Origin of the sequence: Echinicola arenosa, from assembly GCF_014841125.1 — a bacterium.
GTDB classification, from domain to species: Bacteria; Bacteroidota; Bacteroidia; order Cytophagales; family Cyclobacteriaceae; genus Echinicola; species Echinicola arenosa.
Map to the genome: position 1 here is coordinate 13,104 of NZ_JACYTQ010000011.1, position 25,763 is coordinate 38,866.

Genomic DNA, 25,763 nt, shown 5'->3' on the forward strand with positions numbered 1-25,763 from the left:
ATGAGATATAATCCCTTGGATCAAAGAGTCTATATAAAAAATAGATCAAAGCTGAAGCAAAAATTGAATCCTAGGTCGCTGGTGATTATTCATTCAAATGATGTGATGCCTACCAATGCCGATGGAACCATGAAATTCAGGCAAAACAATGATCTGTTTTATTTGAGCGGAATAGATCAGGAGGAAACTATTTTAGTGATGTGTCCAGATTTTCCAAATGAATCGATGAGGGAGATACTTTTAGTAAGGGAGACCAATGAACATATTGCTATTTGGGAAGGTAATAAGCTTACAAAAAAACGAGCTGAAGAGCTTTCTGGTATCAAGAACGTCCAATGGACATCAAATTATGAAGCAACTTTGGCCACGCTCACGGCTTATGCAGAGCATATTTACCTTTCTACCAACGAGCACAGAGGTGCTTCACATGAAATTGTGACAAAGAATGCCCGTGAAATTGAAAAGATTAAAAAATATTATCCTTTACACGAGTTTTGTAGATTGGCGCCCATCGTGGAGACTTTGAGATCTGTCAAAGAAGAAGAGGAAGTAGAGCAGATTCAGAGGGCGTGTGATATTACAGAAAAGGGATTTCGGAGAGTTTTGACCTTCATTGGGCCAGGGGTCATGGAGTATGAAATAGAAGCTGAATACATGCATGAGTTCTTAAGACAAGGAAGTAGAGGCTTCGCCTATGAACCAATTATTGGTTCAGGCTATAATAGTTGTGTGTTACACTATTTGGAAAATGATCAAGTATGCCAATCTGGAGATTTGATCCTAATGGATGTTGGGGCAGAATATGGTAACTATAATGCGGATATGACCAGGACTGTTCCGGTGAGTGGGAAGTTTAATGAGCGGCAAAAATCAGTTTATAATGCTGTATTAAGGGTGAAAAGAGAGGCTGTAAATATGCTCCGGCCTAGTGTGGCTATTCAGGAATATCAAAAGGAGGTTGGTAAGGTGATGGAGTCAGAATTGGTAGGATTGGGTTTGCTAGATAGAACAGATGTCAAAAATCAGGATCCAGCTAATCCTTTATACAGAAAGTATTTTATGCATGGTACTTCCCATCATTTGGGTTTGGATGTTCACGATGTGGGTTCGGTTTACGAGCCTATTCAAAAAGGTATGGTGTTTACTGTGGAACCAGGGATTTATATCCGTGAAGAAGGTATTGGAATAAGATTGGAAAACAACTATGTGATAGGAGAGAATAGGAACTTGGATTTGATGGCCAATATTCCTATTGAAGTGGAAGAGATTGAAGAAATAATGAACTTCTAAAGGATTTAAGAAAATAAAAAAGACCACAGGCCCAAAGCTTGTGGTCTTTTTTATGACTTTTCGGAAAGGATTATCCGATAGATATTCTTTTGAAGTCTACTACTGTCAGACCTTTAGAAACACTGTCTAGGTATTGAGATACACTTTTGCTGCTATCTTTTACGAAAGCTTGGCTCAACAAAGTGTTTTCTTTGTAGAATTTATTCAATTTACCCATAGCGATCTTTTCGATCATTGCTTCAGGCTTTCCTTCTGCTAGAGCTTGCTCTTTACCGACGGCAATTTCTCTTTCTACTGTAGAAGCATCCACGCCGTCTTTATCAACAGCAACAGGGCTCATCGCAGCGATTTGCATCGCAACGTCTTTACCAGCTTCTTCCACATCAGCTCCACCAACGTTTTTAAGGGCAACTAATACGCCCAATTTACCATTAGAGTGGATGTAAGGAACAACAGCCTCACCATTCACTACCACGAAGTTGCTGATTTCAATTTTCTCACCAATTTTACCAGTCATTTCGATGATCTTCTCACCTACAGTGATGCTTTCAAATGGTAAGCCAATAATTTCTTCTTTACTAGTAGCACCTTTTTCTACTGCTAAGTCAAGAATAGCATTTGCGAAAGCTACGAATTCTTCATTTTTAGCAACGAAGTCAGTTTCACAAGTAAGGGTCAAAAGCACACCTTGAGATTTGTCGGCACTTACGTTAGTAACTACCACACCCTCTTTAGTTTCACGATCAGCACGGGAAGCAGATACTTTTTGTCCTTTTTTCCTTAAGATATCAACCGCTTTTTCAAAATCTCCTTCAGCTTCAGTAAGGGCTTTTTTACAGTCCATCATACCGGCGCCGGTCATTTGTCTTAGTTTGTTTACCTCTTGTGCAGTAATAGCCATTGTTTGATATTTTTAATAGTGATGATGACTTTTATTAAAACGTTTCGTTTTCAAGATTTTAGCAAACCTGAAACGAATAGGTAATAACAAAAAAATTGAACATAGGTAGTTTACCGTATGTTCAATTTTCTGTTATTATTAAATCATAGTGGATTACTCTTTGGTTTCCGCGTCAGCAGCTTTTTTTGCTTCTTCTTCTTCAGAGAGTTTAGCCTCTTCCTTGTCTTTCTTTCTTTCTGAAAGACCTTCCTCGATAGCAGCGCCAACAGCTTTTACCAATAATGAAATGGATTTAAACGCATCGTCATTGGCAGGGATAGGGAAGTCAACTTCACCTGGGTTTGAGTTTGTATCTACCAATGCGAATACAGGAATACCAAGCTTTTTAGCTTCGGCAATCGCGATGTGTTCTCTTTTGATATCAACTACAAAAAGCGCAGCAGGAAGACGGGTAAGGTCAGCAATACCTCCCAATACGTTTTCCAATTTTTGACGCTGTCTTGTAATCATTAAGCGCTCTCTTTTTGCTAGGCTTGTGTAAGACTCTTCTTTCATCAATTTGTCGATGGAAGACATCTTCTTCAATGACTTTCTAATAGTGGCAAAGTTAGTCATCATACCACCTAACCATCTTTCAGTTACGAAAGGCATTTTCAATCTTGCCGCTTCTTCAGCTACCAAGTCTTTAGCTTGCTTCTTAGTAGCAACGAACATGATTTTTTTGCCAGAGCGAACGATTTGCTTGATTGCGTTGGATGCTTCTTCAAGGCAAACGAGCGTTTTGTTTAGATCAATAATGTGTATACCGTTCTTCTCCATGAAGATGTACGGTGCCATTCTAGGATCCCACTTTCTTGTTAAGTGTCCAAAGTGAACACCAGCATCCAGTAAGTCTTTATATTCGATTTTAGCCATTTAAATATATATGTTTTAAATAATATCTGAGTATGGTCCAGATTAACGTTTAGAGAACTGGAATCTTCTTCTAGCTTTTCTACGTCCTGGTTTCTTACGTTCAACCATTCTTGGGTCACGAGTAAGGAATCCTTCTTTTTTCAAGGCAGGTCTGTGCTCTTCGTTGATTTCACAAAGTGCTCTTGAAATAGCCATTCTAGCTGCTTCTGCCTGACCTTTGATTCCTCCACCGTCTACATTGATTTTGATATCGTAAGCTTCTGCTTCGTTTACCAAAGTAAGAGGCTGCTTAACTACAATCTGGTGCAGGTCAAACGGGAAATAAGATTCAATGCTTCTGTTATTTACAGTGATTTCACCTTTGCCCGGCTTCATATAGATCCTTGCAACAGATGTTTTTCTTCTACCGATTGTATTGATAACTTCCATGGAATGATCAAATTATAATTTAATTTCTTTTGGTTGTTGTGCTTCATGAGGATGCTCAGCACCTTCGTACACATAAAGATTGGTATACAACTTATTCCCTAGTCTGTTTTTAGGCAACATACCTTTTACTGCTTTTTCGATAAGAATTGCAGAAGACTTCTCCTTTAATAATTTAGGAGTAGAGATTCTTTGACCACCTGGGAAACCTGTGTGACGAACATATACTTTCTCATCCCACTTCTTACCGGTTAACCTGATTTTGTCTGCATTGATGACAATTACATTGTCTCCGCAGTCTGCATGAGGAGTAAAGCTAGGCTTGTTTTTTCCTCTTAGAATTTTCGCTACCTCACTTGCAAATCTACCTAGTACTTGAGCTTGGGCGTCCACTATTACCCAGTTCTTTTGTACTGTAGCACTGTTTGCTGATACGGTCTTATAGCTTAAAGTATCCACTGTGTAAATGTTTAATTATTAGCTTGTTAAATACATTTCACCCTCAAAAAGGGACACAAAGATATGAGGATTTCCAAACATATGCAAAATATCCGAAGGTTTACTGCCTAATTTTCACGAGGATAGCGAAATTTTAATTCGTCTCCCGGTGAAAATTTTCAGTATTGAAGAATGGATTGATAAGATGGCTAAGGCTTTTTTGGGCCTTAAGCATTCTTTTCCAGTTGCTTAATCAATACTGCGTAGTCTTTGGGGTAGGGGGCTGATACATTGATCATGTTTCCATCCAATCCCTCAAATGCTATCGAATAGGCGTGCAGTGAAACCCGCTGCATAATTGGAAGCTCTTCTGTGCCTTTTTTAAGGTTAAATCGTCTTTTGAGATCTGATAGGTATAAGTTCTTGCCTCCGTACATTTCATCACCACAGATCGGGGAATTCAAAAAGGATAAATGTATCCTGATTTGGTGAAGCCTTCCTGTCACTGGTTTACACTCAATCAAAGAATGAGCATAATAGGTTCTTAATGTGTTGAAGTAAGTGGTAGCGGGCTTTCCCTTGATGCTGATTTTTGCAATTCCATTATTGGTTGCTACCAGATTTCGGTCCACAAGTTGGTTTTCATATTCATGAATCCCATCCACTACGGCATGGTAGACTTTTTCTACCTTTCTGTTTTCAAATTGGATGGCAATATTTCTATATGCCTCCGGGTTTTTCGCTATTACCAAACATCCTGAAGTTTCTTTGTCCAGTCTGTGACACACCTGGGCATCTGGAGTGTGACTCTTGGCCAAATGAAGGATGTTTTGTCTTTCATGCCTATCGTCTAAGGTCGATAAGTATGGCGGTTTATTAATGACTATATAGTCTTCGTTTTGAAACAGAATAAGGTTTTCAAAATCTACTTTTTTCATATAGCCGTGCTTACACCTTTCAAATCAATGTGCAAAAGTAGGTAAAAATAATAGATTTCTAAAGTACAATCAGAATAAAATATTGTATTAGGGCTTTTATTGTTTCTTCAATCTTTCTTTACCTTGTGAAGTGGAAGTGAAAAACTAAATAGTGAACCTTTTCCAACGGTAGAAGAAACAGATATTTTGCTCTTATGGCCTTCTAGGATATGTTTAACAATGGCTAAGCCAAGTCCTGTGCCTCCCATTTCCCTCGATCGACTTTTGTCCACTCTATAGAAACGCTCAAAAATTCTTTTAATGTCCTCTGCTGGGATTCCAAGGCCGTTGTCTTTGATGTCTACAGTCAAAGCGTTTTTGGAAGAGTTTAATGAAATATGGGCTTCACCACCCTCATGGTTGTATTTGATGGCATTGGAAATAAGGTTCTGGCAGACTCTGTAGATTTTGTCCTTATCTGCATTGGTCATGAATTTTTTGTCAGAATTGTATGTGAACCTGATGTTGATATGTCTTTTTTCCGCCTTGTGCTCCAATTCTTCAATTACTTCCTCAATTAGCTCTACCATATTAAATACTTCAAAGTGGAATTTAACCACTCCGCTCTCCATTTGGTTGAGGGTAAGTAAATCTTGGACTAGTTTATCCAGGGCATTGAGACTTTTGGCAGCTCTTTTTAGGAATTTATCTCTAACTTTTACATCTTCCACGGCACCATCAAGCAAGGTGTGTACATAGCCTTGAGCAGCAAAAATAGGTGTTTTCAATTCATGGGAGATGTCAGCAATGAATTCCCTTCTAAACGCTGCATTTCGCTGTAAGGTCTCGATTTCTTTGTTTTTTGCGATAGCATAGGAGTTGATCGTACTGTTTATTTTTCTAAGAGGAGAAATGGAGCTCTTTTTTGGTTTTTCAGCTACTCCACTAAGGTCTTTCTTTTGGATCTTTTCTAATACTGAATAAATATTGCTGATTTCCTTAAAAATTAGAAACTCTAGGGTGATGTTAATAAGGATATAGGAAATGGCAAGCGTAAGACCCCAGGCCACAGTAAGTAGCATTGGGGTCGCATCATCTAATAAGGAGAGGAATGCGACAGTAAGGGCAGATATAGCAAAAGCCAATACTAGGGAGATTCCCCTGGAAGTTGTAAGCATACTTTAGTTATTGTCAAACTTATATCCTACGCCTTTTACAGTAGTAATATAGTTTTCTCCTATTTTTTCTCGCACTTTTCTGATGTGAACATCTACTGTTCTGGCCAAAACAAATACATCTGCTCCCCAGATATTCTGAAGCAATTCATCCCGGCTGAATACCATGTTAGGGTTTTTTGCCAAGAAATACAATAGCTCAAACTCTTTCTTTGGAAGGGTGATGGTCTTGCCTCCTTTATCTATAGTAAAACTACTTCTATCGATAGTAAGGTCTTTGATTTTGATTTGGGAGACTTCTTGCTCTTTTTTGGACTCTCTTCTAAATAAGGCGGAGATTCTACTTACCAAAGCTCGTGGTTTGATAGGTTTGGTGATATAGTCGTCAGCCCCCACATCAAAAGCTGCCACCTCTGAATATTCTTCCGATCTTGCGGTAAGGAATATTACAAACGTGTTTTTGAGCTCTTCCAAGTCCCGGATTTGCCGGCAGGTTTCTACACCGTCTTGATTAGGCATCATGATGTCCAATAGGATGACATCAGGCTTAAACTTAGTGGCAGTTTGTACAGCTTTGATACCATCACTAGCAGAAGCTACTTCATAACCCTCTTTTTCAAGATTATAGGTTAAGATTTCAATAATATCTGGTTCGTCATCTACTACCAGAACTTTAATTTTTGGTTTGTCACTCATTTGACTTTGCCAGTTTGTTGATTGCTTAAAAACACCGCTAATTTAGAAAAACTATGAAAAGAAATAGCTTCATGATTTAAAAAAGCAGGTATCTTCCATATAAAATTTTGCTAATCGATATATTTGTTAAATTAATGTTAACAATAGATTAATTATTTGTTTCGTAAATTTTTGGCTTCTGTGATTTCCATGTTAAGTGCTCCCACGACCAGGTCTGCTTCTATTTTTACCGGAATTCGGTTTCTATCATCCGTAATCCACATTTTGATTGGATTTTCTCCACTGAAAAGTTTGTTGCTTGGCATAATTGGAGAGACTACAAAAGTTTCAAAATTCCCCAGCTTTGTGGAAATTTTATCTTTTCCTTCAAATATTAACTTTAAGTTATATGTTTTTTCGTCAAAGAAGCCTTTTATGGAAATGACGTCTCCTTTGTTCAGTTTCTCCAAATCCAAGTGACGCATGTAATAAAAACCACTGACTATATCTTGGATTTCTGGAGAGATATCATGTTCAGTGGTTTTTGTTAATTTTCGATTTTCCTTATCATAAAGTTTGACCGTAGCGGTTTTTTCTTCATGGTTAAAATCGATGATTTCGTGTTTTCTATAGCCTCCTTCCTCAATGTGTCTGTAAGAACGATATGGGATGTTTTGGGCAGTATCCATCAAAGTGCCCCAGTTGTCTTTTACTTTAAAAATGCTGAAGATGCTTAGTGTTTTTCCATAGACATCTATTTTATAAGCAGGCCGATCATTGATTTGATGGATTTCATTGTCAATGACCATTTTGGCTTCTGCTGCATTAAAAAAAAGGTACTTTACTTTAAAAGTAAGTTCTTCCCCTTTTTTGTAGGGTTTACTTTCCGTTTGGGCCATTAGCTGCGCTGAACAGGCAAAAGAGAGAAGGTTGAAAATGAAAAATAATCTTATTGGAAAGGACATATAATGGATGTTACTTTGAGAATCCGTGTTCAAAAGTTATACCAAACTGACAGTGACCTATTAATACAAATTCCTAAATTAATAAAACGACATTATAAAACAATGGTTGTAGCTAAAGTTGATATTCAGGATGCGAATGTTTACTTTCACATAATATTTACTTACCAAGTTTCTACCTATTGATTTATGAGCGAAAATACTGAAAAATTAAAAGCACTTCAGCTAACCATTGATAAGTTGGAAAAGACTTATGGAAAAGGGACTGTTATGAAGCTGAGTGACAATACCGTTATAGATATTCCTTCAATTTCGACAGGTTCTTTGGGCCTTGACCTGGCTTTGGGAGTAGGTGGTATTCCAAAAGGAAGGATCATTGAGGTTTATGGTCCTGAGTCTTCTGGTAAGACTACCTTGGCCATGCACTGCATTGCTGAAGCTCAGAAAAAAGGCGGCTTGGCTGCTATCATCGATGCCGAACACGCTTTTGATAAGATTTATGCAGAAAAGCTGGGCATTGATACAGAAAACTTATTGATTTCCCAGCCTGATAATGGTGAGCAAGCTTTGGAGATAGCCGAACATTTGATTCGTTCTGGAGCGATAGATATTATTGTTATCGACTCTGTTGCGGCATTGGTGCCAAAAGGGGAGTTGGAAGGAGAAATGGGAGATAGTAAAATGGGACTTCAGGCAAGGTTGATGTCTCAGGCCCTCAGAAAGCTGACAGGTGCGATCAACAAAACGGGATGCGCATGTATCTTTATTAACCAGTTAAGGGATAAGATTGGAGTAATGTTCGGAAGCCCTGAAACGACTACTGGTGGTAATGCCCTGAAATTTTATGCATCAGTGAGGTTGGATATCAGAAGAATTGGTCAAATCAAAGAAAGTGCTGATAATATCCTAGGTAACCGTACCAAGGTGAAGGTGGTAAAGAACAAAGTAGCACCTCCTTTTAAAGTGGTTGAATTTGACATTATGTACGGTCAAGGGATTTCCAAAGTTGGAGAAATCATTGATTTGGGCGTTGAGTTTGATATTATCAAAAAGGCAGGGTCTTGGTTCTCTTACGAAGGCAATAAATTAGGACAAGGTAGAGATGCCGTTAAAAACTTGTTGTTGGATAATCCAGAATTGATGGAAGAACTCGAGAACAAGATCAAAGCCAAATCTGGTCTGAACGGTGTGGTAGAGGAAGTAGCTAAAGACTAATCAAAGTTTAAATGAAAAACTAAAAGGGAAGGCATACAATGACTTCCCTTTTTTGTGCTTAATTACTTCTTATAGCTTCAACCGGATCCATTCTGGCAGCCATCCCCGCAGGGATCGAGCCGGAAAGCATTCCTATTGTAGAGCTTAGGACAAGCCCTAAAATGATGTTTTTGGCCGATAAAAACACTTCCAATGCCCCAAGAGGTATAAATGTTATGGCGAAAACCAGTAGCAAACCGGCTAATCCACCAAAAAGACTTAGGAAGGTAGACTCAAAGAGAAATTGTAGTAAAATGAAATAATTTTTTGCTCCAAGGGATTTTTGGATTCCAATGATATTGGTTCGTTCCCTTACTGATACAAACATGATATTGGCGATACCGAATCCTCCTACCAGAATGGAAAATCCGCCAATGACAGCCCCAGCAATACTGATCACATCGAAAATCGCTCCAATGGCATTTTGAATAAACTCCGATTTGTTTAAGGCAAAGTTGTCTTCTTCTATAGGTTTTAGGCCACGTTTTGCCCTTAATAATCCCGTCATTTCATTTTCTAAGGCGACCAGGTTTTTATCATCATCATAGCCTTTGGCAGCAATGGTAGGTTCTACTCCCCATCTGCCCATGTAATACATCTTGCCAAATGTGCCAAATGGAATGAGACAAGCGTCATCTTTGGAAGGCATATCAAACAGTCCTTCTCCCTCTTCTTCTAGAAGGCCAATGACAATAAACTTTTGCCCTTTGATTTTTATTTCTTTGCCAATAATGTTGTCATCCCCTTGGAAGAGTGTTTGAGCGATCTTTGCGCCTATAACGGTGACATTTCTTGCTGCGGAAATTTCCAATTCAGTAAAAAATCTACCTTCAACTACAGGTATATCATACACTTCTTTATGATTGAAAACCACTCCCTGAAGATTGGCTCCCCCAAATGAACTGCTGCCTCTTTTAATGGTGGTATTGGCTGAAGCGGAAATGGTAATGGCTTCTGCATTTTTCATGCGCTCCTTCAAAAACAAAAATTCGTTATAATTTCCAGGAGGTCTTCTGAAATATTTCCACCAAGGATATTCTCCTCCTCCTGCAGCAAAAGGAAACCGGTCAACTCGGACTACATTAGTTCCCAGGAAAGAAAAGCTTGATTTAATATTTTTCTCCAAAGAGTCCACTAATGTGAAAACCGCAATGATGGCGAATATACCTATGGTCACGCCAAGCAGGGACAGGATGGTACGTGTCAGATTAGATTTTAGGGCCTGAAGGGCAAACCTAAAACTCTCCCAAATAAGTCTGAAAATAATCACCAGATAAATTTTGTTTAAAAACTATTGACAATATAGGTAGTTTTAGCTATAATTCTTATTAACTTTGCAGTTTTTACGACCATATCGTAAATCAAAATATTCAATCATATTTCTATAAAATTATATATGAAATTATCAGATTTCAAATTCGAAGTTCCTAAAAAACTCATTTCTTTATATCCTTCTGAAAACCGTGATGAATCTCGGTTGATGGTAGTCCACAAAGACACTGGTGAAATAGAGCACAGGATTTTCAAGGACATTATTGAATATTTTGATGAAGGAGATGTTTTTGTGACGAATAACACCAAAGTTTTTCCCGCTAGGTTATATGGTAACAAGGAGAAAACCGGAGCCAAAATCGAAGTTTTCTTATTAAGAGAGCTTAATCAAGAACTAAGGCTTTGGGATGTTTTGGTAGATCCAGCGAGAAAAATCAGAGTAGGCAATAAGCTTTATTTTGGAGATAGTGATTTGGTGGCTGAAGTAATTGATAATACTACTTCCCGAGGTAGAACCATAAGGTTTTTGTTTGATGGAACTGATGAGGAATTCTACAAAACCATTGATGCACTTGGTGAGACTCCGATATTGAAAGAATACATTGAGCGAAAAGTGGAAGAAGAGGATAGAGCGCGCTATCAGACGATATATGCAGAGCATGTTGGTGCTGTGGCTGCCCCTACTGCAGGTTTGCACTTTACTCCTCATTTATTAAAAAGACTTGAAATCAAAGGAGTGGAGGTAAGTCCTATTACGCTTCATATTGGCTTAGGAACTTTCCGTCAGGTGGATGTAGAAGATTTGACGAAGCACAAAATGGATTCTGAGAATTATGATATTCCTGAACCTACCGTTGAATTGGTTAATAAAGCTTTGGACAATAAGAAAAGGGTTGTTTCTGTAGGTACCACCTCATTGAAAACGGTTGAATCTTCAGTAACTGCTAATAATAGATTGAAGGCTTCCAGCGGATGGACGGATAAGTTCATCATCCCGCCATATGACTTTAAGATCGCCAATGCTTTGATCACTAATTTCCATATGCCCGAGTCAACTTTGTTGATGACCACCGCAGCATTTGGAGGTTACGATTTGATTATGAAGGCTTATCAGGAAGCGGTTAAAGAAAAGTACAAGTTCTTCTCTTACGGGGATGCAATGTTAATCATATAATAAAAAAGGCTCTACTAAGAGCCTTTTTTATTGAAATATTTTTACCTAAGGATAATATTACCAATATATAATCTTCTTTTATAATACCTACTTTTGCAGCGTCAAGCTAAACGAGTTTTATGAACAGAGCAGCGATAATTGTAGCAGGGGGAAGGGGCACCAGAATGGGGACGCCAATACCGAAGCAGTATTTGGAAATAGGTGATAAGCCTGTTTTAATGCATACTTTGGAAATATTTCACAAGTTTGATCAATCTCTTGACTTAATTCTGGTTATCCCTGAAAATGATTTTTCATTTTGGGAAGAGCTTAAAGATAAGTTTGGTTTTCAAGTGCCTCATCAAGTGGTGGCAGGAGGTAAATCCAGGTTCCAGTCGGTGAAGAATGGATTAGGGGCGATTGATTGGGACGAAGGCTTGGTGGCTATTCATGATGGGGTGAGGCCCTTTGTGAGTAAAGAGGTTATTGGGAAAAGTTTTGAAGAAGCAGAACGGACCGGAAGTGGTATTGCTGTAGTGCCACTAAAAGACTCCATCAGAAAGCTGACCGATGAGAACAGGTCTTTTTACCAGGAGCGGCAATATTTTAGGTTGGTCCAAACACCCCAGACTTTTGATTTAGGTAAAATTAGACAAGCTTTTAATGTAACTGAACTTCATCATTTTACAGATGATGCAACAGTCTATGAGCATCAGGGCTGGCAAGTAAGCCTGATAGCAGGCAATGCGGAGAACATTAAAATTACCACACCTGAGGATATGGATTATGCTGAGTTTCTGCTACAAAAAAGCAAGACCTGATTTTTACCGATTAAATTTGTCAGTTTACCGATTTTTTGAGTAGGATGACCTAATTGGTTTCTGAAAATTTCATAAGTTGAAGTAGTTTTGGTTTATGGTTGTTGTGTTGACAATCTGCTAAACTATAATGCTATGAAAAGAAAATACGGAAATGGAGATGGAGGTAGGGTAACTACCGGTTTGATTGTGCTGGCAATAGGCTTGTTCTTGCTGCTTCGTAAGATGAATATTTTTATTCCGGACTGGATATTCTCCTGGCCAATGATTTTTGTGGCCATTGGTGTTATTTCTTTGGCCAAGCATAATTTCCAAAGTGGTTTTGGAGCTTTCATGCTGATTTTTGGAGGATTTTTCCTTATTAAAAATGAGTTGAATATTCCGTTTGGTATTGAGCCTTACCTGATACCGATTGGCTTAATTATTCTAGGGATCTTCCTGTTGGTTACCAAAAAGCAGAATAAGTTTCAGGATTTTAGTAATTGGAGTGGGTTTTCAGGAGGAACTTCCTCAGGGACTTATGAAGAAGGGAAGAGTACAGGGAAAGGTGAAACATTTATGTCAGATACAAGTTTTGGGCATGCGGACTCTGCAGAATTCCAAACAGAACAAAAGGATATGGTTAATTCACAGGCCTTGTTTTGTGGTATCCAAAAGAGGGTGATGTCTAAAAACTTTAAAGGGGGCAAAGTATCCGCTTTTTTTGGAGGTACAGAAATCGACCTTACCCAAGCTGACTTGGCTGAGAATGCTGTTTTGAATGTCGAAGTGGCTTTTGGTGGAGTTAAATTATTGATGCCACCTCATTGGGAATTAAAAATGGGAGTGACAAATATTTTTGCCGGAGTCGAAGACAAACGAATGTACCCTAAGTCTGGTGAAGAAACAGGGAAGGTCTTGGTCATCAATGGAACAGTGCTGTTTGGTGGTCTTGAAGTAAAATCCTTTTAAGTAAAGCAAAGTATGATAACTAGGCTATTGAAAACCTCAGATCAGGGATGGCTCAAAATTTTGATTTTTGTATTCCTGGTGATTGTCGGTATAGCCTATTTGATAACATATTATGGCTGGGATTTAAAGACCAGTTTTTTAGATAGTATTGTTTTTACTGGTTTGGCATTTGGAGGGGTGATGCTCCTTGAAAATATCTTTAGGTTTTACCAGCCTCAAAAAAGTAATACTTGGCTGTTGATTGGGCTTCCATTGTTACTTGATGTTTTTGTGGTCTTTGCGGCGAGCATGTTGCTTAAATACTTTATCAAAATTGATTTGGCCTATCTTGATTTTCTAAATGATTCCTTAGTTATCAGGGCTGTGATCGTTTTGATTGTATTGGGAATGTATACTGCAATTTTGGTTGTAGGAGGACAGCTTGAAGATCAATTGGAAGTTAGAAAACGATCCGAGGCAATGGAGCGGCTGTCCAAAGAAGCAGAACTGTACCACTTGCGTCAGCAATTGCAGCCACACTTTCTGTTTAATAGCTTGAATTCAGTGAATGCCTTGGTCAAGAGAGAGCCAGAACAAGCTCGGGAAATGATTTTGCAGCTTTCTGAGTTTCTGCGAGGAACCATTCGGAAAAATGATATGGAATGGGTCACGGTAGAAGAAGAAACCAATTACCTTAAGCTATTTTTGAAAATTGAGAAGGTTAGGTTTGGTCATCGGCTGGAAGTAGAGTTTGAAGTGGAGGAGGAGGCTTGCCCATTGATGGTCCCACCGCTTTTGATTCAGCCTTTGTTAGAAAATGCCGTGAAACACGGTGTATACGGGCAGTTGGACGGAGTCATGATCCAAGTACATGTGGCTAAAGTGAAAGGATATTTAGAAGTAGAGATTTCCAATCCATACGATCCCAATGCAGTGAATGAAAAAGGAGAAGGCTTTGGTCTGGAGTCCGTTAAAAGGAGAGTTTACCTTTTGTTTGGAAGAAATGATTTACTTAGTGTAAGTAAATATGATGATTTATTTAGAGTTAGTTTAAGAATTCCAGTTACCTATGATCAAAACCATAATAATTGATGATGAACCATTAGCAGGGCAGCTTGTTGAAGAGTATTTAGAAGATTATCCTAACTTTGAGGTTGTTAAAGTTTGTTTAGATGGTTTTCAAGGATTAAAGGCTATTCAAGAATTTGGTCCTGACTTGATTTTTCTGGATGTTCAAATGCCAAAGATTAGCGGTTTTGAAATGTTGGAACTCTTAGATAAGCCTCCAGGTGTCATTTTTACTACGGCGTTTGATGCTTATGCTATGAAAGCATTTGATGCTCATGCCATAGATTACCTCTTGAAACCCTACTCCAAAGATCGTTTTGCCCAAGCTATAGGCAAGTTTCTTCAGCATGGAGCAGGTTCAGAAATTGATAATTTGTTGTCCAGCCATCATCCGATGGGAGAAGAATTTGCCAGTCGAATAGTGTTGAAAGAAAAGGGAGAGATTAAGGTTGTTCCTGTTCAGGAAGTCAAATATTTTGAAGCCAATGATGACTATGTTAATATCTATTTGTCAAACCAAAAGTTTTTGAAAAACAAGACATTAAAGTTTTTTGAGTCAGTTTTGGATCCGAAATTATTTGTCCGAGTACATCGGTCTTACCTTGTAAAGGTTTCTGAAATATCAAGAATCGAACCCTATGAAAAAGATGGACACATTGTCCGGTTGAGAGGGGATGAGGTGATTCCTGTGAGTAGATCAGGTATGAATAAGCTAAAGTCAGTACTGGGAGTTTAAAGCAAAAAGAGCCCTTGATAAAGGGCTCTTTTTAATATTCATCTTCATTGAAGAAGAAGTCATCTTTTGTTGGATAATCTGGCCAAATCTCTTCGATGTTTTCATAAGGTTCTCCATCATCTTCCAATTCTTGGAGATTTTCAACCACCTCAAGAGGTGTACCTGTACGAATAGCGTAATCGATCAATTCGTCTTTAGTAGCTGGCCACGGCGCATCTTCTAAGTAAGATGCTAGTTCTAAAGTCCAATACATAGTGTCAACATTTTAAGTTTTTCCGTTGTGCACGGGAAAGCAAAAATATAAAATCTTTTAAGTTTTAAAACTCTAACCAATTATTTGTTTGAAAGTTCCTTCAAAATATGATTTTTTACTTCAAGCTTCCTTTTATAAGCACCTATTTTTCTATATAAAATTGTTTCGAAATCGCTCTCATGAGAACGGAATTTCTCTGAGTTTTCTTTAACTGTACTGAGTTCCTTTTCATCTCTTACGATCAGGTCTTTCATGATATTGATTTTCACCTGATTTTGTTCATGCTCTTCCATGTCGTGGAAGTTGTCAAACTTGGACCTTGCCAGTTTGTGCAAGAAAGATTTCTCAAATACAATATCAGTAAAGAAGACGAACAAGCGAGAGTATTGTTGTGCTTCTCTAGGTTTTTTGGGAGGTAATGTTTTCCATTCCGCCTGCAGACGTTTGGCTTTTGAGAGCTTCTCAGGCGTTGTTGCACCTAGAGAGAGTGTTCTCATATTGTCAGCCAATTGCTCCAGTTTTTTTACAATTTCATAAGGGCGGAGCATTGGAGGCCTTGATTTATTTTGTTGGACGGTCCTTTTATATCGGCTGAATATCCTGTTGTTCAATTTCGAAAATTCATCCCAAAGTGGCTGTCTTCTTTCTGCAGGCACTTTTCCAGACTCTTTCCATTGTTTTTGGATTTTCTTACTGATCTCAAAGGCCTGTCGGGCATCTTGCATATTAAAAGCGTCACGGGCCTGTTGGACCAGATGCTCGTAAACTTTTATGTTTTCATCCGCTTGCAGGGCTAGGCCTTCAAAATAGTTTTTCCTGTTTTCAAAAAAAGTATCTGTAGCAGACTGAAAAGCTCCTTCGATTTCATCTTTCAATTCAGGTGGAACTGGACCGGTCTTTATCCACCTTAATTTTAAATCCTTGAACTTTTCGGAAGTCTCTTTCCAATCAGTGTCGTTCTTGAGTTCTTCCGCTTCCAGGATAAGTCCTTTTTTAATTTCCAGGTTTCTTGCCCTGTTTGTTTGGATAATGTCATTGAGGTATTCCTCAAGTTTGTCCAGTTCCTCTATTAGAGGTACAAAGTCACCGAGTGCGTCATATTGCATCAATGCATCTCTCAAGTGAATAAGCTTCATTAAAAAAGAACCTTTGTTTTGGTTGTCTTCTATGTCTTGCTTGAGGTCAGTTACTTTCTTCTTGGCCTGTTCAAATCGTTCTTCAAAATATTTGATGGTGGAAGCTTCGCTCTCTTTTACTTCTCCGATCACTCTATCTTCCTGATTTAAAAAACCTTTTAAATAAACTTTGTCTTCTTTAATGTATCCATATGGATGCTCCATCTCGATTCAATAGGTTGGTGGTAAGTCGGCTAATTCTTGTTTTCTGCAAATTAATTAATTAAGATGCATTTATCCTAAGAAAGGCGATTATTTGCCATATTTGTTCTTTCTATAAATATAACCATTAGGTAAATACAAAAAATATGAGTGACGAGAAAATTATATTTTCAATGGCTGGGGTGTCTAAAATTTACCCACCACAGAAGAAAGTATTGAAAGATATTTATTTGTCTTTTTTTTATGGAGCCAAAATAGGGGTGCTAGGGCTTAATGGTTCCGGGAAAAGCTCGTTGTTGAAGATCATTGCTGGTATGGACACGGAGTATCAAGGTGAAGTGGTTTGGTCGCCTGGATACTCTGTTGGGATGCTGGAGCAAGAGCCGCAGTTGGATCCAGAGAAGACAGTAAAAGAAGTCGTAGAGGAGGCTGTTGCCGAAACAGTTCAATTGCTGAAGGATTTCGAAGAGATAAATGAGAAATTTATGGATCCTGCTGTAATGGAGGATCCTGATGCGATGAATGACTTGATTGAAAGGCAAGGAGAGGTACAGGAAAAGCTGGATGCAGCCAATGCTTGGGAACTTGATGTGGTTCTGGATAAAGCAATGGATGCCCTTAGGCTGCCACCAAGTGAAGCTATTGTGGGTAATTTGTCAGGTGGCGAAAAACGAAGGGTGGCACTTTGTAGATTATTGTTGCAGGAGCCTGATGTGCTTTTACTGGATGAACCTACCAACCACTTGGATGCTGAATCTGTTTTGTGGCTTGAACAGCATTTGAAGCAATATAAAGGAACGGTAATAGCAGTAACCCACGATAGGTATTTTCTGGACAATGTAGCAGGATGGATATTGGAGCTGGATCGAGGTGAAGGGATTCCTTGGAAAGGAAACTATAGCAGCTGGTTGGACCAGAAACAAAAACGACTTGCCCAAGAAGAGAAAACAGAATCCAAAAGACAAAAAACTCTTGAAAGAGAGCTGGAGTGGATAAAGATGACACCAAAAGCCAAGCAGGCTAAAGGCAAGGCGCGTTTGAATGCTTATGACAAATTGGTGGGGGAAGAAGCGAGAGAGAGGGAAGCCAAGCTTGAGCTTTATATTCCACCAGGGCCAAGGTTGGGAGCGAAAGTGATTGAAGTTAATGGTGTTTCCAAGTCTTTTGGAGATAAATTATTGTTTGAAGACTTAAGTTTTGCACTTCCTCAGGGGGGCATAGTTGGGATTATTGGTCCAAATGGTGCGGGTAAATCAACTTTATTTAAGCTGATCACTGGTAATGAGACGCCTGACTCCGGAAGTTTTGAAGTGGGTGAAACTGTTCAGTTGGCCTATGTCGACCAAGAGCATGATATGCTTGATGCCCAAAAGTCAGTCTACCAGACTATTTCTGAAGGCAATGAGAACATTAAGCTGGGAAATCGCGAAATGAACGCACGGGCTTATGTGAGCAAGTTTAACTTTTCTGGCTCCGATCAGGAAAAGAAAGTTGGTGTACTTTCTGGAGGGGAACGAAACAGGGTTCACTTGGCGCTTACTTTGAAAGAAAATGGTAATTTGCTGCTGTTGGATGAACCAACCAATGACTTGGATGTAAATACACTGAGGTCTTTAGAAGAAGCTTTAGAGAACTTTGGCGGCTGTGCAGTGGTGATCTCCCACGATAGGTGGTTTTTGGATAGGATATGTACCCATATTTTGGCTTTTGAAGGGGATTCACAAGTGTATTGGTTTGAAGGGAACTTCTCTGATTATGAGGAGAACAAGAAGAAGCGATTGGGAGATGTAACTCCTAAAAGGATTAAATATAAAAAACTGAAGTAGGTCATTTGACTAAAAGTTGGTGACTGGTCTGAAATACCAAATTTTATTGGTTCCAAAATAAGGTAGGGGGATTTATTTTCCCTACCTTTGGCGGGAATTTTAGAATTGCATTATTGGTATTGATATGATCAGACAGATTTTGCTTGCTCCAGGTGCTGATGAATTGAATTATGAGATCAGGGGCATAGTCAAGAAGGCAAAAGTGATCGAGCGTTTGGGCCATAAGATCACTTGGGAAAATATTGGAGACCCTATCCAAAAGAGCAATACTATTCCCGCGTGGATGAAGGAAATTGTAATGGGATTGGTCAGTGAAGACAAAACCTACGGATATGCTGACTCTAAGGGAATGTTGCAAACAAGAGAGTTTTTGGCAGGATTGAACAACCAAAGAAATGGTGTCCAGATTACTGCAGAGGATATTTTGTTTTTTAATGGTTTGGGGGATGCTATTGCCAAACTTTATCAGTTTTTGATTCCAACGGCCCGAATTATCGGTCCTTCACCTGCTTATTCTACCCATAGCTCTGCAGAGGCAGCGCATGCCAATTCCTTTCCGATAACCTATAAGCTGGACCCGGATAACAATTGGTATCCCGACATGGATGACTTATACAATAAAGTCAAATACAACCCTAACATTGTAGGTTTATTGATTATCAATCCGGATAATCCAACGGGCATGGTCTATCCAAAAGAGGTGTTGGAGAAATTTGTCGCCATAGCCAGGGAGTTTAATTTACTTTTGATAGCTGATGAAATTTATCAAAACATTACTTACAATGGCTATGACGCGATTTCTTTGTCAGAAGTCATAGGTGATCTTCCTGGGATATCATTGAAGGGGATTTCCAAAGAATTTCCTTGGCCGGGCTCTAGGTGTGGTTGGATGGAGTTTTATAATAAAGATGCTTCAGAGGAATTCAATAAACTTTGTACTACCTTGGAGAATGCGAAGATGATTGAGGTTTGTTCTACGATGCTTCCTCAGCTAGCTATTCCTAAGGTGATGAGTCATCCTGAATACGCACCTTATAGAAGGGAAGCTAATGATCGGATTGGTAAAAGGAGCAAGATCATGGAGGAAGTGCTGTCTGGAGTTCCGGGAATTAAGTTCAATAAAACAAAGGGAGCCTTTTACAATACCATTGTCTTTGATGAAAGCATGTTAAATGAGAGACAATTTCTTCCTGTAGAGGACTTACAAGTGAAAGGGTATTTGGATCAGTGGTTAAGGGAAGATGACATGCCCCATGATAAGCGTTTTGTCTATAATCTTTTGGCTGCAGAAGGGATATGTGTGGTGCCTGTCAGTTCTTTTTGCTCCAATTTAAGAGGTTTTAGGGTGACGTTATTGGAGGAGAATGAAGAAGTGTTTAGGGATACTTTTACCAGGATCGCTAATAGCATAAAGTGTTATCTTAAGTCGGCCTAAGCCAATCAAAAGAATATGTAAGAAAAGATATGGCCGCCTCTTCAAAAGGCGGCTTTTTTAGTATTCGTGGGTTCTAGTTTTTAGTTTTGTATCGATTTTGGTGGTGTCCACTGAAGGATCAGGTTTGATTTTTTGTTTAGTGAACAGGGTGAGGCCAGGCTGTCCTGCATCCACCCAGCAGGTGAACCAAAAGTCGGCTACCATTTTGATCGATTTTTTCATTTGGCGCTCCACTTGTCCTGAAAGCATCAGGTTATACTCGGTGGTGAAAGCTTTCGAATAAACTTTGGTATTGATGTTTCCTCGTTCTTCAAAGCTATACTTTTTATCTTTCCGAAATTTTTGGCTTAGTTCTTTTTCAAACTGCAAAACGCTGTCAACGGCTTGGTGCGATTGAATGATTGCTTCCCAAGCGGCAAGCTGGGTATTGGGAATGTATTCTGCCTGACCAACAAATAGATCAAAATCTTCAGCTATCAATTCAGGAATTCGGCTTTCCCAGAATCCATGGATGCCGTCTTGTCCTGTAAGTTGTCCATTATAATTTTCAGTAGTGTGGAGAGGGACATTAATGTCACCAAGGTAATGGCCAAGGTCCGCTGAAAGACGAAGTATGGAAGTTACATTTTTTTCTTGGAAAGCTTTAGTTAACTGTGCCTTTACGAAATAAATATTCCATGGAGCAATTCCATATTTTCTTAAGCTATCCTCTCCAAATTTAGCTATAGCATCATCCCAATACCTAGGGAGTTTATACACAGCACTGTCTCCAAAGACGTCAGCATCTAGGTAGTGTTTTTCAGCTTCGCCTTTTACTGCATATCTTCTTTTGTCTGGATTTACCGCGTTCTCGGTAATGAAAGCGATGTTTTCTTTGTAAAAACCTAGCATTTCTAAGGGGAGTGAAAACACAGCGGTTTGATTGATCTTTTTGTGGGCATAAAATCCCCAAAAGGCGAAACTCTGACAATCGATAATGAGGAATAAAATAAAAAGTGTTAAACGTTTCATGTTGAAAATTATTACAGGTTATGTAAAAATAGAAAGTGGAATTGCTTACATTTGTAGTTGGTTATGGTTTAGATCGTTTGAAATTTAGCATAAATCAAAAACTTTCTAGCCTTTAGTTTATTAATCCTTTTGTGATTAAAAATAAAACAATTAACTTTGCACTCCTATTAACGGGAAGTGGAGAAATAAAGAAATTTAAGTTAAAAATAAGATATGGCAAATCACAAATCAGCTCTAAAAAGAATTCGTGCAAACGAAGCCAAGCGTTTGAGAAACAAATATCAGGCTAAGACGACAAGAACTTTTATCAAGAAGTTGAAACATACTACTGATAAGGTTGAGGCGCAAGAGCTATTTAAGAAAGTTTCTTCTATGATTGATAAGCTTGCTAAAAAGAACATCATTCATAAAAATAACGCTGCCAACAAGAAATCAAGCTTAGCGAAGTTCGTTAATGCTCTAGGATAAGCAATCCTAATAAGCTTTGAAAGCCCTGCTGTGATCAGTAGGGCTTTTTTTATTGCTTGAATTTTAATATTTTAAGTTTCTATTTTAATCAGTTTAGAGTTTTTTAGCTATTTTTTTACAATGGAAAGCTATCAATCAATAAAAATTTCTGCTTTGGCAGAGGAAGACCGTCCGAGAGAAAAGTTATTGTTAAAGGGTAAGGCCTCTTTGACAGATGCTGAGTTAATTGCCATTTTAATTGGATCAGGAACGAAGTCAATGAGTGCTGTAGATTTGTCAAGGCATATTCTTTCAAGCGCCGGGAACAATTTGGCAGATCTTGCCAGGCTTAGTGTAATGGACCTTCAGAAATTTAAAGGTATAGGAGAGGCCAAGGCAATTTCGATTGTAAGTGCCTTGGAACTGGGGAGGCGGAGGAAGGCCATGGATGCCCCGAAAAGGCCAAAAATAACCGGCTCGCAAGATGTCTATGATTTGATGCGGGCAGAACTATTGGATGAACAAGTTGAGTGTTTTTATGTGATATTGCTGAATAGGGCTAATTTTGTGATCCGAAAAGAAATTGTCAGCAAGGGAGGAAAAAGCGGTACGGTGGCAGACCCCAAAGTGATTTTTAAACTTGGCTTAGAGCATGGAGCCTCTGCAATGATCCTGGTACATAATCACCCGTCAGGAAACCGAAAACCATCACGGGCAGACGAAATATTGACCAAGAGAATGGTCGATTTAGGCAGGGATCTAGAACTACCTGTGATTGATCATTTGATTTTCACTGATGTTAGCTATTTTAGCTTTGCCGATGAAGCAATGATTTGAAAATAGAATGAAACAGAAACAATTATTATTAGCAGGAGTTGGGTTGGTCGTTTTGGTAACCTTTATTTATATGTTTACAGGAGGGGAAAGTACAGCAGGTTATCAAGAGAGTGTGCTGAGTGAACGGGAAAAGCAATTTAAGTTCTTGAAATTTAATGACGAATCACCTCTTACTGCTGTGCAGAAAAGGTCCTTTGATTCTTTGAATTGTTTTCCGATTGATGAGAAATTTCGTGTTCGAGCACGAATAGTGCCGCTTCAAAACAAGGAGTTGTTGGAAATTCCCATGACGGATGGTTCAAAAGAAAGGTATTTGAAGCACAGTTATGCTGATTTTGAAATTGCTGGCACCTCTCAGCGCTTGTTGCTTCTGCAGCCAGTTAATGAGGTAGATAAGAAAAATTTCTTTCTGCCTTTTGCAGATGAAACCAGCGGTGGACTAACCTATGGTGGAGGAAGGTACCTGAATTTGAGGCAGGATGGGCTGAATTCCATTACCATTGATTTTAATTTAGCCTATAATCCATATTGTGCTTATAACGCTGATTATGCATGTCCTATTCCACCCAAAGAAAATATTTTAAGTATCGCAATAGAGGCTGGTGAGAAAAATTACGAGGAATAAGCTTTCTGCCATTGGCATTTATCTTAAATTTGCTCCTTAATTCGATAAAATCAGTTTGAATACATGAAAGTTGCTATAAATAGATTAAAAGATTTTATACCCTTTGATGAAGATACCGATAAAATAGCTGAGTTGCTTACCCAGTCTGGTCTTGAAGTAGAAGGAGTTGAGCGGTTTGAGTCTATTCCAGGTGGGCTTCGTGGTGTGGTGATTGGAGAAGTCATGACGTGCGTTCCTCATCCCAATGCTGACCGACTTAAAGTCACTACGGTGGATGTCGGTGAAGAGATAGTGCCTATTGTTTGTGGAGCTCCTAATGTAGATAAAGGCCAAAAAGTAGTCGTTGCTACTGTAGGAGCAGAATTGACTCCGGAAGGGGGAGAGCCGTTTACGATTAAGAAAGCTAAAATTAGAGGAGAGGTTTCTCAAGGGATGATCTGTGCCGAAGATGAGTTAGGGTTAGGTCAGAGCCATGATGGAATCATGGTTTTGGATACAGATTTACCTAACGGTACACCTGCAAGTGAATATTTCGATCTAGAAGTTGGAGATGTCCTTGAAATCGGATTGACACCAAACAGGGCTGACGCTGCGTCACACTTAGGAGTAGCCAGAGACTTGAAGGCTTTATTGAAAAAAGATGTCATTATGCCTGACGTAAGTGCGTTTAAGGTAGATAATACGTCACGGTCTGTAGAGGTGGAAGTGGAGAGTTTTAAAGATTGCCCTCGGTATGCAGGTCTAACTATTTCCAATATTAAGGTTGGGTCTTCTCCTTCTTGGTTACAGAATTACTTGAAAGCTTTGGGCTTGGAACCAATCAATAATGTGGTGGATATCACCAACTTTATTTTACATGATTTGGGTCAGCCTTTACATGCCTTTGATTTGGACCAAGTTGCTAATGATAAGATCATAGTGAAGAAGTTGCCTAAGGATACTCCTTTTGTTACCCTTGACGAGAAGGAAAGGAAGTTGACAGGTGAAGAATTGATGATTTGTGATGAAAACCATGGCTTATGCATTGCGGGGATTTTTGGAGGTAAAGGTTCTGGGGTAAGTGATCAGACTACCTCTATCTTTCTTGAGAGTGCTTATTTCTCCCCGGATGTGATCAGGAAAGGAAGCCAAGTTCATGGTATTAAAACAGATGCTTCTTTCCGATTTGAGAGAGGTACTGATCCCAATATGCCTTTATTTGCCTTGAAGAGGGCCGCTATTTTAATCAAAGAAATTGCTGGTGGTGAGGTGACCTCTGAGGTAGTGGACTTGTATCCTGTCCCAGTTTCAGACTTCGAGATTGATGTGAAATATGCTCATATTGATCGATTGATTGGGAAGCATATTCCTAAGGAAATGGTGAAGGAGATTTTAGAAAACTTAGAGATCAAAGTTGCTAATGAGTCGGAAGAAGGGTTCAAAGCGATAGTGAAGCCATACAGGGTGGATGTGACCAGGGAGGCTGATATTATTGAAGAAGTACTCAGGATCTATGGCTTTGAAAATGTACTGCTATCCGAAACTTATGAAGCAGGTTTCTTGGCAGAACATCCTGCAAAAGACTCCAATAAGTTGCAATACAGGACTTCCGAACTACTTTCAGGAATGGGATTCCATGAGATTATGACTAACTCCCTGACCAAGCCATCTTATGCCGAGAAATCAGGATTCCTGAATGTCGAAGAGAATGTGGAGATTTACAACAAGCTAAGTGAAGACCTAGGGGTGATGAGGCAGACCTTGTTGTTCACAGGTTTGGAAGTATTGGCTCACAACATCAATAGGAGGCAAAAAGACCTGAAACTCTTTGAATTTGGGACAGCTTATTTCAGGGAGGAAGAAGGTTACAGAGAAGAAAAACACTTGTCTTTGTTTTTGACTGGAGATAAGGCGGCAGAAAGCTGGTTGGAACCCTCCAAGCCTGTTGGTTTTTCTGATCTTTACACTATTGTGGAGCGTCTTTTGGACAAGTTGAACATTGGTTTGCCCAACGTAGAGATCATTCATGAAGCACCTTTTGAGTATGCCTTAAAGCTGACCCTAGGGGAAAAAGAAATTGGGAAAGTGGGTGTTCTATCATCAAAAATCACCAAATTGGTAGAGGTGAAGCAAGAAGTGTTTTTTGCGGAATTGCGTTGGGATTACTTGCTAAAGAAAGCCAGTGGTCTAAAGCAATATCAAGAGATTTCGAAATTCCCAGAGGTGAGAAGAGACTTGTCTTTGGTGATCGATAAAGAGGTTTCTTTTGATACGGTTAAAAAAGTAGCAGAAAAGGCAGGAGGCAAGCTTTTGAACCATATTGGTGTGTTTGATGTGTATCAGGGAGATAAAATTGATGCAGGTAAAAAAGCTTATGCGCTAAGTTTTTATCTTCAGGACAATAACAAGACGTTAACCGACAAAATCATTGATCAGTCCATGAGCAGGCTGATGAAGTCTTTTGAAAAGGAGATAGGGGCTTTGATTAGAAAGTGATAAAATGATCCACGAGGAACTCCAAAATTTGCAACAACTGGCCAACAGGGTCACCAAAAAGATCGAACAGCTAGAGCTGGAAAACCAGTCTCTGAGAGATCAATTGGGTGGCATGAGACTGGAAATTCAAGAAAAAGAGGTCTCTCTGGAGCATTTTAAAAATCAAATTAAAATTAGTAAAATTGTAAACAACATACCGGTAGAAAATTTAGAGTCTGCTGAATTGCGCAATAGAATAAATAATTATATAAAGGAAATTGATAAAATAATTACTTACCTGTCTGAATAATATGGATACGCTTTCAATAAAAATTAAAATTGGAGATAGGGAATACCCTATGAAAGTGAAAGCGGAGGATGAAGCGAAAATCAGACGGGCGGGGAAATTAATCAATGACAAACTTAAAAGATATAGAGAAGAATTTGGTTTGGATGACAGGCAAGACCTGTTGGCAATGGTAGCATTTGACTGTATGGTGGAGGCCATGGAGGCGAACGAGGTGAGCTCTGAAGATAGCGAACAGATTTCAGCTACCCTTTCTACGATTAACAACCAATTAAAATCCATATTGTAACTATTGTTTGCA

Annotated in this window: 27 protein-coding genes; 15 read left to right on the forward strand and 12 right to left on the reverse strand. The window is 39.0% G+C overall.

Translation table 11 applies throughout. The annotated features are described in order from the left end of the window. Nucleotides 1-1,290, forward strand: a complete 1,290-nt coding sequence (locus IFO69_RS20540) for an aminopeptidase P family protein (protein WP_192012032.1) — start codon at nt 1-3, stop codon at nt 1,288-1,290. A 70-nt stretch (nt 1,291-1,360) separates the two neighbouring features. Here the strand turns inward: IFO69_RS20540 and tsf are convergent, their stop codons facing one another. The 8 genes from tsf to IFO69_RS20580 all read right to left on the reverse strand — a co-directional run bounded on the left by tsf (nt 1,361) and on the right by IFO69_RS20580 (nt 7,702). Next, complete coding sequence (gene tsf, locus IFO69_RS20545) at nt 1,361-2,191, reverse strand: translation elongation factor Ts (RefSeq protein WP_192012033.1); 831 nt, start codon at nt 2,189-2,191, stop codon at nt 1,361-1,363. Between the two features lie 153 nt (nt 2,192-2,344). Continuing rightward, nucleotides 2,345-3,106, reverse strand: coding sequence for a 30S ribosomal protein S2 (gene rpsB, locus IFO69_RS20550; RefSeq protein WP_192012034.1), 762 nt, complete (start codon nt 3,104-3,106; stop codon nt 2,345-2,347). Nucleotides 3,107-3,148: 42 nt separating this feature from the next. Next, nucleotides 3,149-3,535: a 30S ribosomal protein S9 gene (rpsI, locus tag IFO69_RS20555; RefSeq protein WP_192012035.1), complete on the reverse strand. Its 387-nt coding sequence runs from the start codon at nt 3,533-3,535 to the stop codon at nt 3,149-3,151. Between the two features lie 12 nt (nt 3,536-3,547). After that, entirely contained in the window at nt 3,548-3,991 is a 444-nt protein-coding gene (rplM, locus tag IFO69_RS20560; protein ID WP_192012036.1) for a 50S ribosomal protein L13, read from the reverse strand. Nucleotides 3,992-4,197: 206 nt separating this feature from the next. After that, nucleotides 4,198-4,908, reverse strand: a complete 711-nt coding sequence (locus tag IFO69_RS20565; RefSeq protein ID WP_192012037.1) for an RluA family pseudouridine synthase — start codon at nt 4,906-4,908, stop codon at nt 4,198-4,200. Between the two features lie 107 nt (nt 4,909-5,015). Beyond that, complete coding sequence (locus tag IFO69_RS20570) at nt 5,016-6,065, reverse strand: sensor histidine kinase (protein WP_192012038.1); 1,050 nt, start codon at nt 6,063-6,065, stop codon at nt 5,016-5,018. 3 nt (nt 6,066-6,068) lie between these two features. Then, entirely contained in the window at nt 6,069-6,758 is a 690-nt protein-coding gene (locus tag IFO69_RS20575; protein WP_192012039.1) for a response regulator transcription factor, read from the reverse strand. A gap of 152 nt (nt 6,759-6,910) precedes the next feature. Further along, nucleotides 6,911-7,702: a DUF3108 domain-containing protein gene (locus IFO69_RS20580; RefSeq protein WP_192012040.1), complete on the reverse strand. Its 792-nt coding sequence runs from the start codon at nt 7,700-7,702 to the stop codon at nt 6,911-6,913. A 186-nt stretch (nt 7,703-7,888) separates the two neighbouring features. Here IFO69_RS20580 and recA point away from each other — a divergent pair, with 186 nt between their 5' ends. Next, complete coding sequence (gene recA / locus IFO69_RS20585) at nt 7,889-8,914, forward strand: recombinase RecA (RefSeq protein ID WP_192012041.1); 1,026 nt, start codon at nt 7,889-7,891, stop codon at nt 8,912-8,914. Between the two features lie 58 nt (nt 8,915-8,972). On the opposite strand, the gene IFO69_RS20590 is transcribed toward recA, so the two are convergent. After that, nucleotides 8,973-10,223 (reverse strand): ABC transporter permease, encoded by a 1,251-nt coding sequence (locus tag IFO69_RS20590; RefSeq protein WP_192012042.1) that lies wholly within the window; start codon nt 10,221-10,223, stop codon nt 8,973-8,975. Nucleotides 10,224-10,349: 126 nt separating this feature from the next. On the opposite strand from IFO69_RS20590, the gene queA reads away from it, so the two are divergent. The 5 genes from queA to IFO69_RS20615 all read left to right on the forward strand — a co-directional run bounded on the left by queA (nt 10,350) and on the right by IFO69_RS20615 (nt 14,930). After that, entirely contained in the window at nt 10,350-11,399 is a 1,050-nt protein-coding gene (gene queA / locus IFO69_RS20595) for a tRNA preQ1(34) S-adenosylmethionine ribosyltransferase-isomerase QueA (RefSeq protein WP_192012043.1), read from the forward strand. Between the two features lie 119 nt (nt 11,400-11,518). Further along, entirely contained in the window at nt 11,519-12,199 is a 681-nt protein-coding gene (locus IFO69_RS20600) for a 2-C-methyl-D-erythritol 4-phosphate cytidylyltransferase (protein ID WP_192012044.1), read from the forward strand. Between the two features lie 132 nt (nt 12,200-12,331). After that, on the forward strand, nt 12,332-13,147 hold the full coding sequence (locus IFO69_RS20605) for a LiaF transmembrane domain-containing protein (protein WP_192012045.1): 816 nt from the start codon (nt 12,332-12,334) through the stop codon (nt 13,145-13,147). Between the two features lie 12 nt (nt 13,148-13,159). After that, nucleotides 13,160-14,218, forward strand: coding sequence for a sensor histidine kinase (locus tag IFO69_RS20610; RefSeq protein ID WP_192012046.1), 1,059 nt, complete (start codon nt 13,160-13,162; stop codon nt 14,216-14,218). Beyond that, the gene (locus IFO69_RS20615) at nt 14,196-14,930 is read left to right on the forward strand and encodes a LytR/AlgR family response regulator transcription factor (protein WP_192012047.1); all 735 of its coding nucleotides are present in this window, start codon (nt 14,196-14,198) and stop codon (nt 14,928-14,930) included. Before IFO69_RS20610 ends, IFO69_RS20615 begins: the two co-directional genes overlap by 23 nt. 31 nt (nt 14,931-14,961) lie before the next feature. Here the strand turns inward: IFO69_RS20615 and IFO69_RS20620 are convergent, their stop codons facing one another. Then, nucleotides 14,962-15,183, reverse strand: coding sequence for a DUF2795 domain-containing protein (locus tag IFO69_RS20620; RefSeq protein WP_015263907.1), 222 nt, complete (start codon nt 15,181-15,183; stop codon nt 14,962-14,964). Between the two features lie 80 nt (nt 15,184-15,263). Beyond that, nucleotides 15,264-16,523, reverse strand: a complete 1,260-nt coding sequence (locus tag IFO69_RS20625) for a DUF349 domain-containing protein (protein ID WP_192012048.1) — start codon at nt 16,521-16,523, stop codon at nt 15,264-15,266. Between the two features lie 143 nt (nt 16,524-16,666). On the opposite strand from IFO69_RS20625, the gene ettA reads away from it, so the two are divergent. Beyond that, entirely contained in the window at nt 16,667-18,346 is a 1,680-nt protein-coding gene (ettA, locus tag IFO69_RS20630; RefSeq protein ID WP_192012049.1) for an energy-dependent translational throttle protein EttA, read from the forward strand. Nucleotides 18,347-18,473: 127 nt separating this feature from the next. Beyond that, a complete protein-coding gene (locus tag IFO69_RS20635) occupies nt 18,474-19,781 on the forward strand; it encodes a pyridoxal phosphate-dependent aminotransferase (protein ID WP_192012131.1) in 1,308 nt (435 codons plus the stop codon). Nucleotides 19,782-19,838: 57 nt separating this feature from the next. On the opposite strand, the gene IFO69_RS20640 is transcribed toward IFO69_RS20635, so the two are convergent. Continuing rightward, complete coding sequence (locus tag IFO69_RS20640; protein ID WP_192012050.1) at nt 19,839-20,792, reverse strand: zinc dependent phospholipase C family protein; 954 nt, start codon at nt 20,790-20,792, stop codon at nt 19,839-19,841. A 213-nt stretch (nt 20,793-21,005) separates the two neighbouring features. Between IFO69_RS20640 and rpsT the strand changes: the two genes are divergently transcribed. The 6 genes from rpsT to IFO69_RS20670 all read left to right on the forward strand — a co-directional run bounded on the left by rpsT (nt 21,006) and on the right by IFO69_RS20670 (nt 25,751). Continuing rightward, nucleotides 21,006-21,260 (forward strand): 30S ribosomal protein S20, encoded by a 255-nt coding sequence (gene rpsT, locus IFO69_RS20645; RefSeq protein ID WP_192012051.1) that lies wholly within the window; start codon nt 21,006-21,008, stop codon nt 21,258-21,260. A 120-nt stretch (nt 21,261-21,380) separates the two neighbouring features. Further along, the gene (radC, locus tag IFO69_RS20650; protein WP_192012052.1) at nt 21,381-22,076 is read left to right on the forward strand and encodes a RadC family protein; all 696 of its coding nucleotides are present in this window, start codon (nt 21,381-21,383) and stop codon (nt 22,074-22,076) included. A 7-nt stretch (nt 22,077-22,083) separates the two neighbouring features. Further along, nucleotides 22,084-22,701, forward strand: a complete 618-nt coding sequence (locus tag IFO69_RS20655) for a DUF1684 domain-containing protein (RefSeq protein WP_192012053.1) — start codon at nt 22,084-22,086, stop codon at nt 22,699-22,701. 63 nt (nt 22,702-22,764) lie between these two features. After that, a complete protein-coding gene (gene pheT, locus IFO69_RS20660; RefSeq protein WP_192012054.1) occupies nt 22,765-25,176 on the forward strand; it encodes a phenylalanine--tRNA ligase subunit beta in 2,412 nt (803 codons plus the stop codon). A gap of 4 nt (nt 25,177-25,180) precedes the next feature. Beyond that, nucleotides 25,181-25,465 carry a hypothetical protein gene (locus IFO69_RS20665; RefSeq protein WP_192012055.1) on the forward strand — a complete coding sequence of 95 codons (285 nt, stop codon included), beginning with the start codon at nt 25,181-25,183 and terminating at the stop codon, nt 25,463-25,465. A 1-nt stretch (nt 25,466) separates the two neighbouring features. Beyond that, entirely contained in the window at nt 25,467-25,751 is a 285-nt protein-coding gene (locus IFO69_RS20670; RefSeq protein WP_192012056.1) for a cell division protein ZapA, read from the forward strand. Nucleotides 25,752-25,763 lie beyond the last annotated feature (12 nt).

What these genes read in the sequence shown, in the direction of transcription:
- IFO69_RS20540 (WP_192012032.1), top strand. Translation starts at nt 1, where the DNA reads ATGAGATATAATCCCTTGGATCAAAGAGTCTATATAAAAAATAGATCA.
- tsf (WP_192012033.1), bottom strand. Translation starts at nt 2,191, where the DNA reads ATGGCTATTACTGCACAAGAGGTAAACAAACTAAGACAAATGACCGGC.
- rpsB (WP_192012034.1), bottom strand. Translation starts at nt 3,106, where the DNA reads ATGGCTAAAATCGAATATAAAGACTTACTGGATGCTGGTGTTCACTTT.
- rpsI (WP_192012035.1), bottom strand. Translation starts at nt 3,535, where the DNA reads ATGGAAGTTATCAATACAATCGGTAGAAGAAAAACATCTGTTGCAAGG.
- IFO69_RS20565 (WP_192012037.1), bottom strand. Translation starts at nt 4,908, where the DNA reads ATGAAAAAAGTAGATTTTGAAAACCTTATTCTGTTTCAAAACGAAGAC.
- IFO69_RS20570 (WP_192012038.1), bottom strand. Translation starts at nt 6,065, where the DNA reads ATGCTTACAACTTCCAGGGGAATCTCCCTAGTATTGGCTTTTGCTATA.
- IFO69_RS20575 (WP_192012039.1), bottom strand. Translation starts at nt 6,758, where the DNA reads ATGAGTGACAAACCAAAAATTAAAGTTCTGGTAGTAGATGACGAACCA.
- IFO69_RS20580 (WP_192012040.1), bottom strand. Translation starts at nt 7,702, where the DNA reads ATGTCCTTTCCAATAAGATTATTTTTCATTTTCAACCTTCTCTCTTTT.
- recA (WP_192012041.1), top strand. Translation starts at nt 7,889, where the DNA reads ATGAGCGAAAATACTGAAAAATTAAAAGCACTTCAGCTAACCATTGAT.
- queA (WP_192012043.1), top strand. Translation starts at nt 10,350, where the DNA reads ATGAAATTATCAGATTTCAAATTCGAAGTTCCTAAAAAACTCATTTCT.
- IFO69_RS20600 (WP_192012044.1), top strand. Translation starts at nt 11,519, where the DNA reads ATGAACAGAGCAGCGATAATTGTAGCAGGGGGAAGGGGCACCAGAATG.
- IFO69_RS20605 (WP_192012045.1), top strand. Translation starts at nt 12,332, where the DNA reads ATGAAAAGAAAATACGGAAATGGAGATGGAGGTAGGGTAACTACCGGT.
- IFO69_RS20610 (WP_192012046.1), top strand. Translation starts at nt 13,160, where the DNA reads ATGATAACTAGGCTATTGAAAACCTCAGATCAGGGATGGCTCAAAATT.
- IFO69_RS20615 (WP_192012047.1), top strand. Translation starts at nt 14,196, where the DNA reads ATGATCAAAACCATAATAATTGATGATGAACCATTAGCAGGGCAGCTT.
- IFO69_RS20620 (WP_015263907.1), bottom strand. Translation starts at nt 15,183, where the DNA reads ATGTATTGGACTTTAGAACTAGCATCTTACTTAGAAGATGCGCCGTGG.
- IFO69_RS20625 (WP_192012048.1), bottom strand. Translation starts at nt 16,523, where the DNA reads ATGGAGCATCCATATGGATACATTAAAGAAGACAAAGTTTATTTAAAA.
- ettA (WP_192012049.1), top strand. Translation starts at nt 16,667, where the DNA reads ATGAGTGACGAGAAAATTATATTTTCAATGGCTGGGGTGTCTAAAATT.
- IFO69_RS20640 (WP_192012050.1), bottom strand. Translation starts at nt 20,792, where the DNA reads ATGAAACGTTTAACACTTTTTATTTTATTCCTCATTATCGATTGTCAG.
- rpsT (WP_192012051.1), top strand. Translation starts at nt 21,006, where the DNA reads ATGGCAAATCACAAATCAGCTCTAAAAAGAATTCGTGCAAACGAAGCC.
- radC (WP_192012052.1), top strand. Translation starts at nt 21,381, where the DNA reads ATGGAAAGCTATCAATCAATAAAAATTTCTGCTTTGGCAGAGGAAGAC.
- IFO69_RS20655 (WP_192012053.1), top strand. Translation starts at nt 22,084, where the DNA reads ATGAAACAGAAACAATTATTATTAGCAGGAGTTGGGTTGGTCGTTTTG.
- pheT (WP_192012054.1), top strand. Translation starts at nt 22,765, where the DNA reads ATGAAAGTTGCTATAAATAGATTAAAAGATTTTATACCCTTTGATGAA.
- IFO69_RS20665 (WP_192012055.1), top strand. Translation starts at nt 25,181, where the DNA reads ATGATCCACGAGGAACTCCAAAATTTGCAACAACTGGCCAACAGGGTC.
- IFO69_RS20670 (WP_192012056.1), top strand. Translation starts at nt 25,467, where the DNA reads ATGGATACGCTTTCAATAAAAATTAAAATTGGAGATAGGGAATACCCT.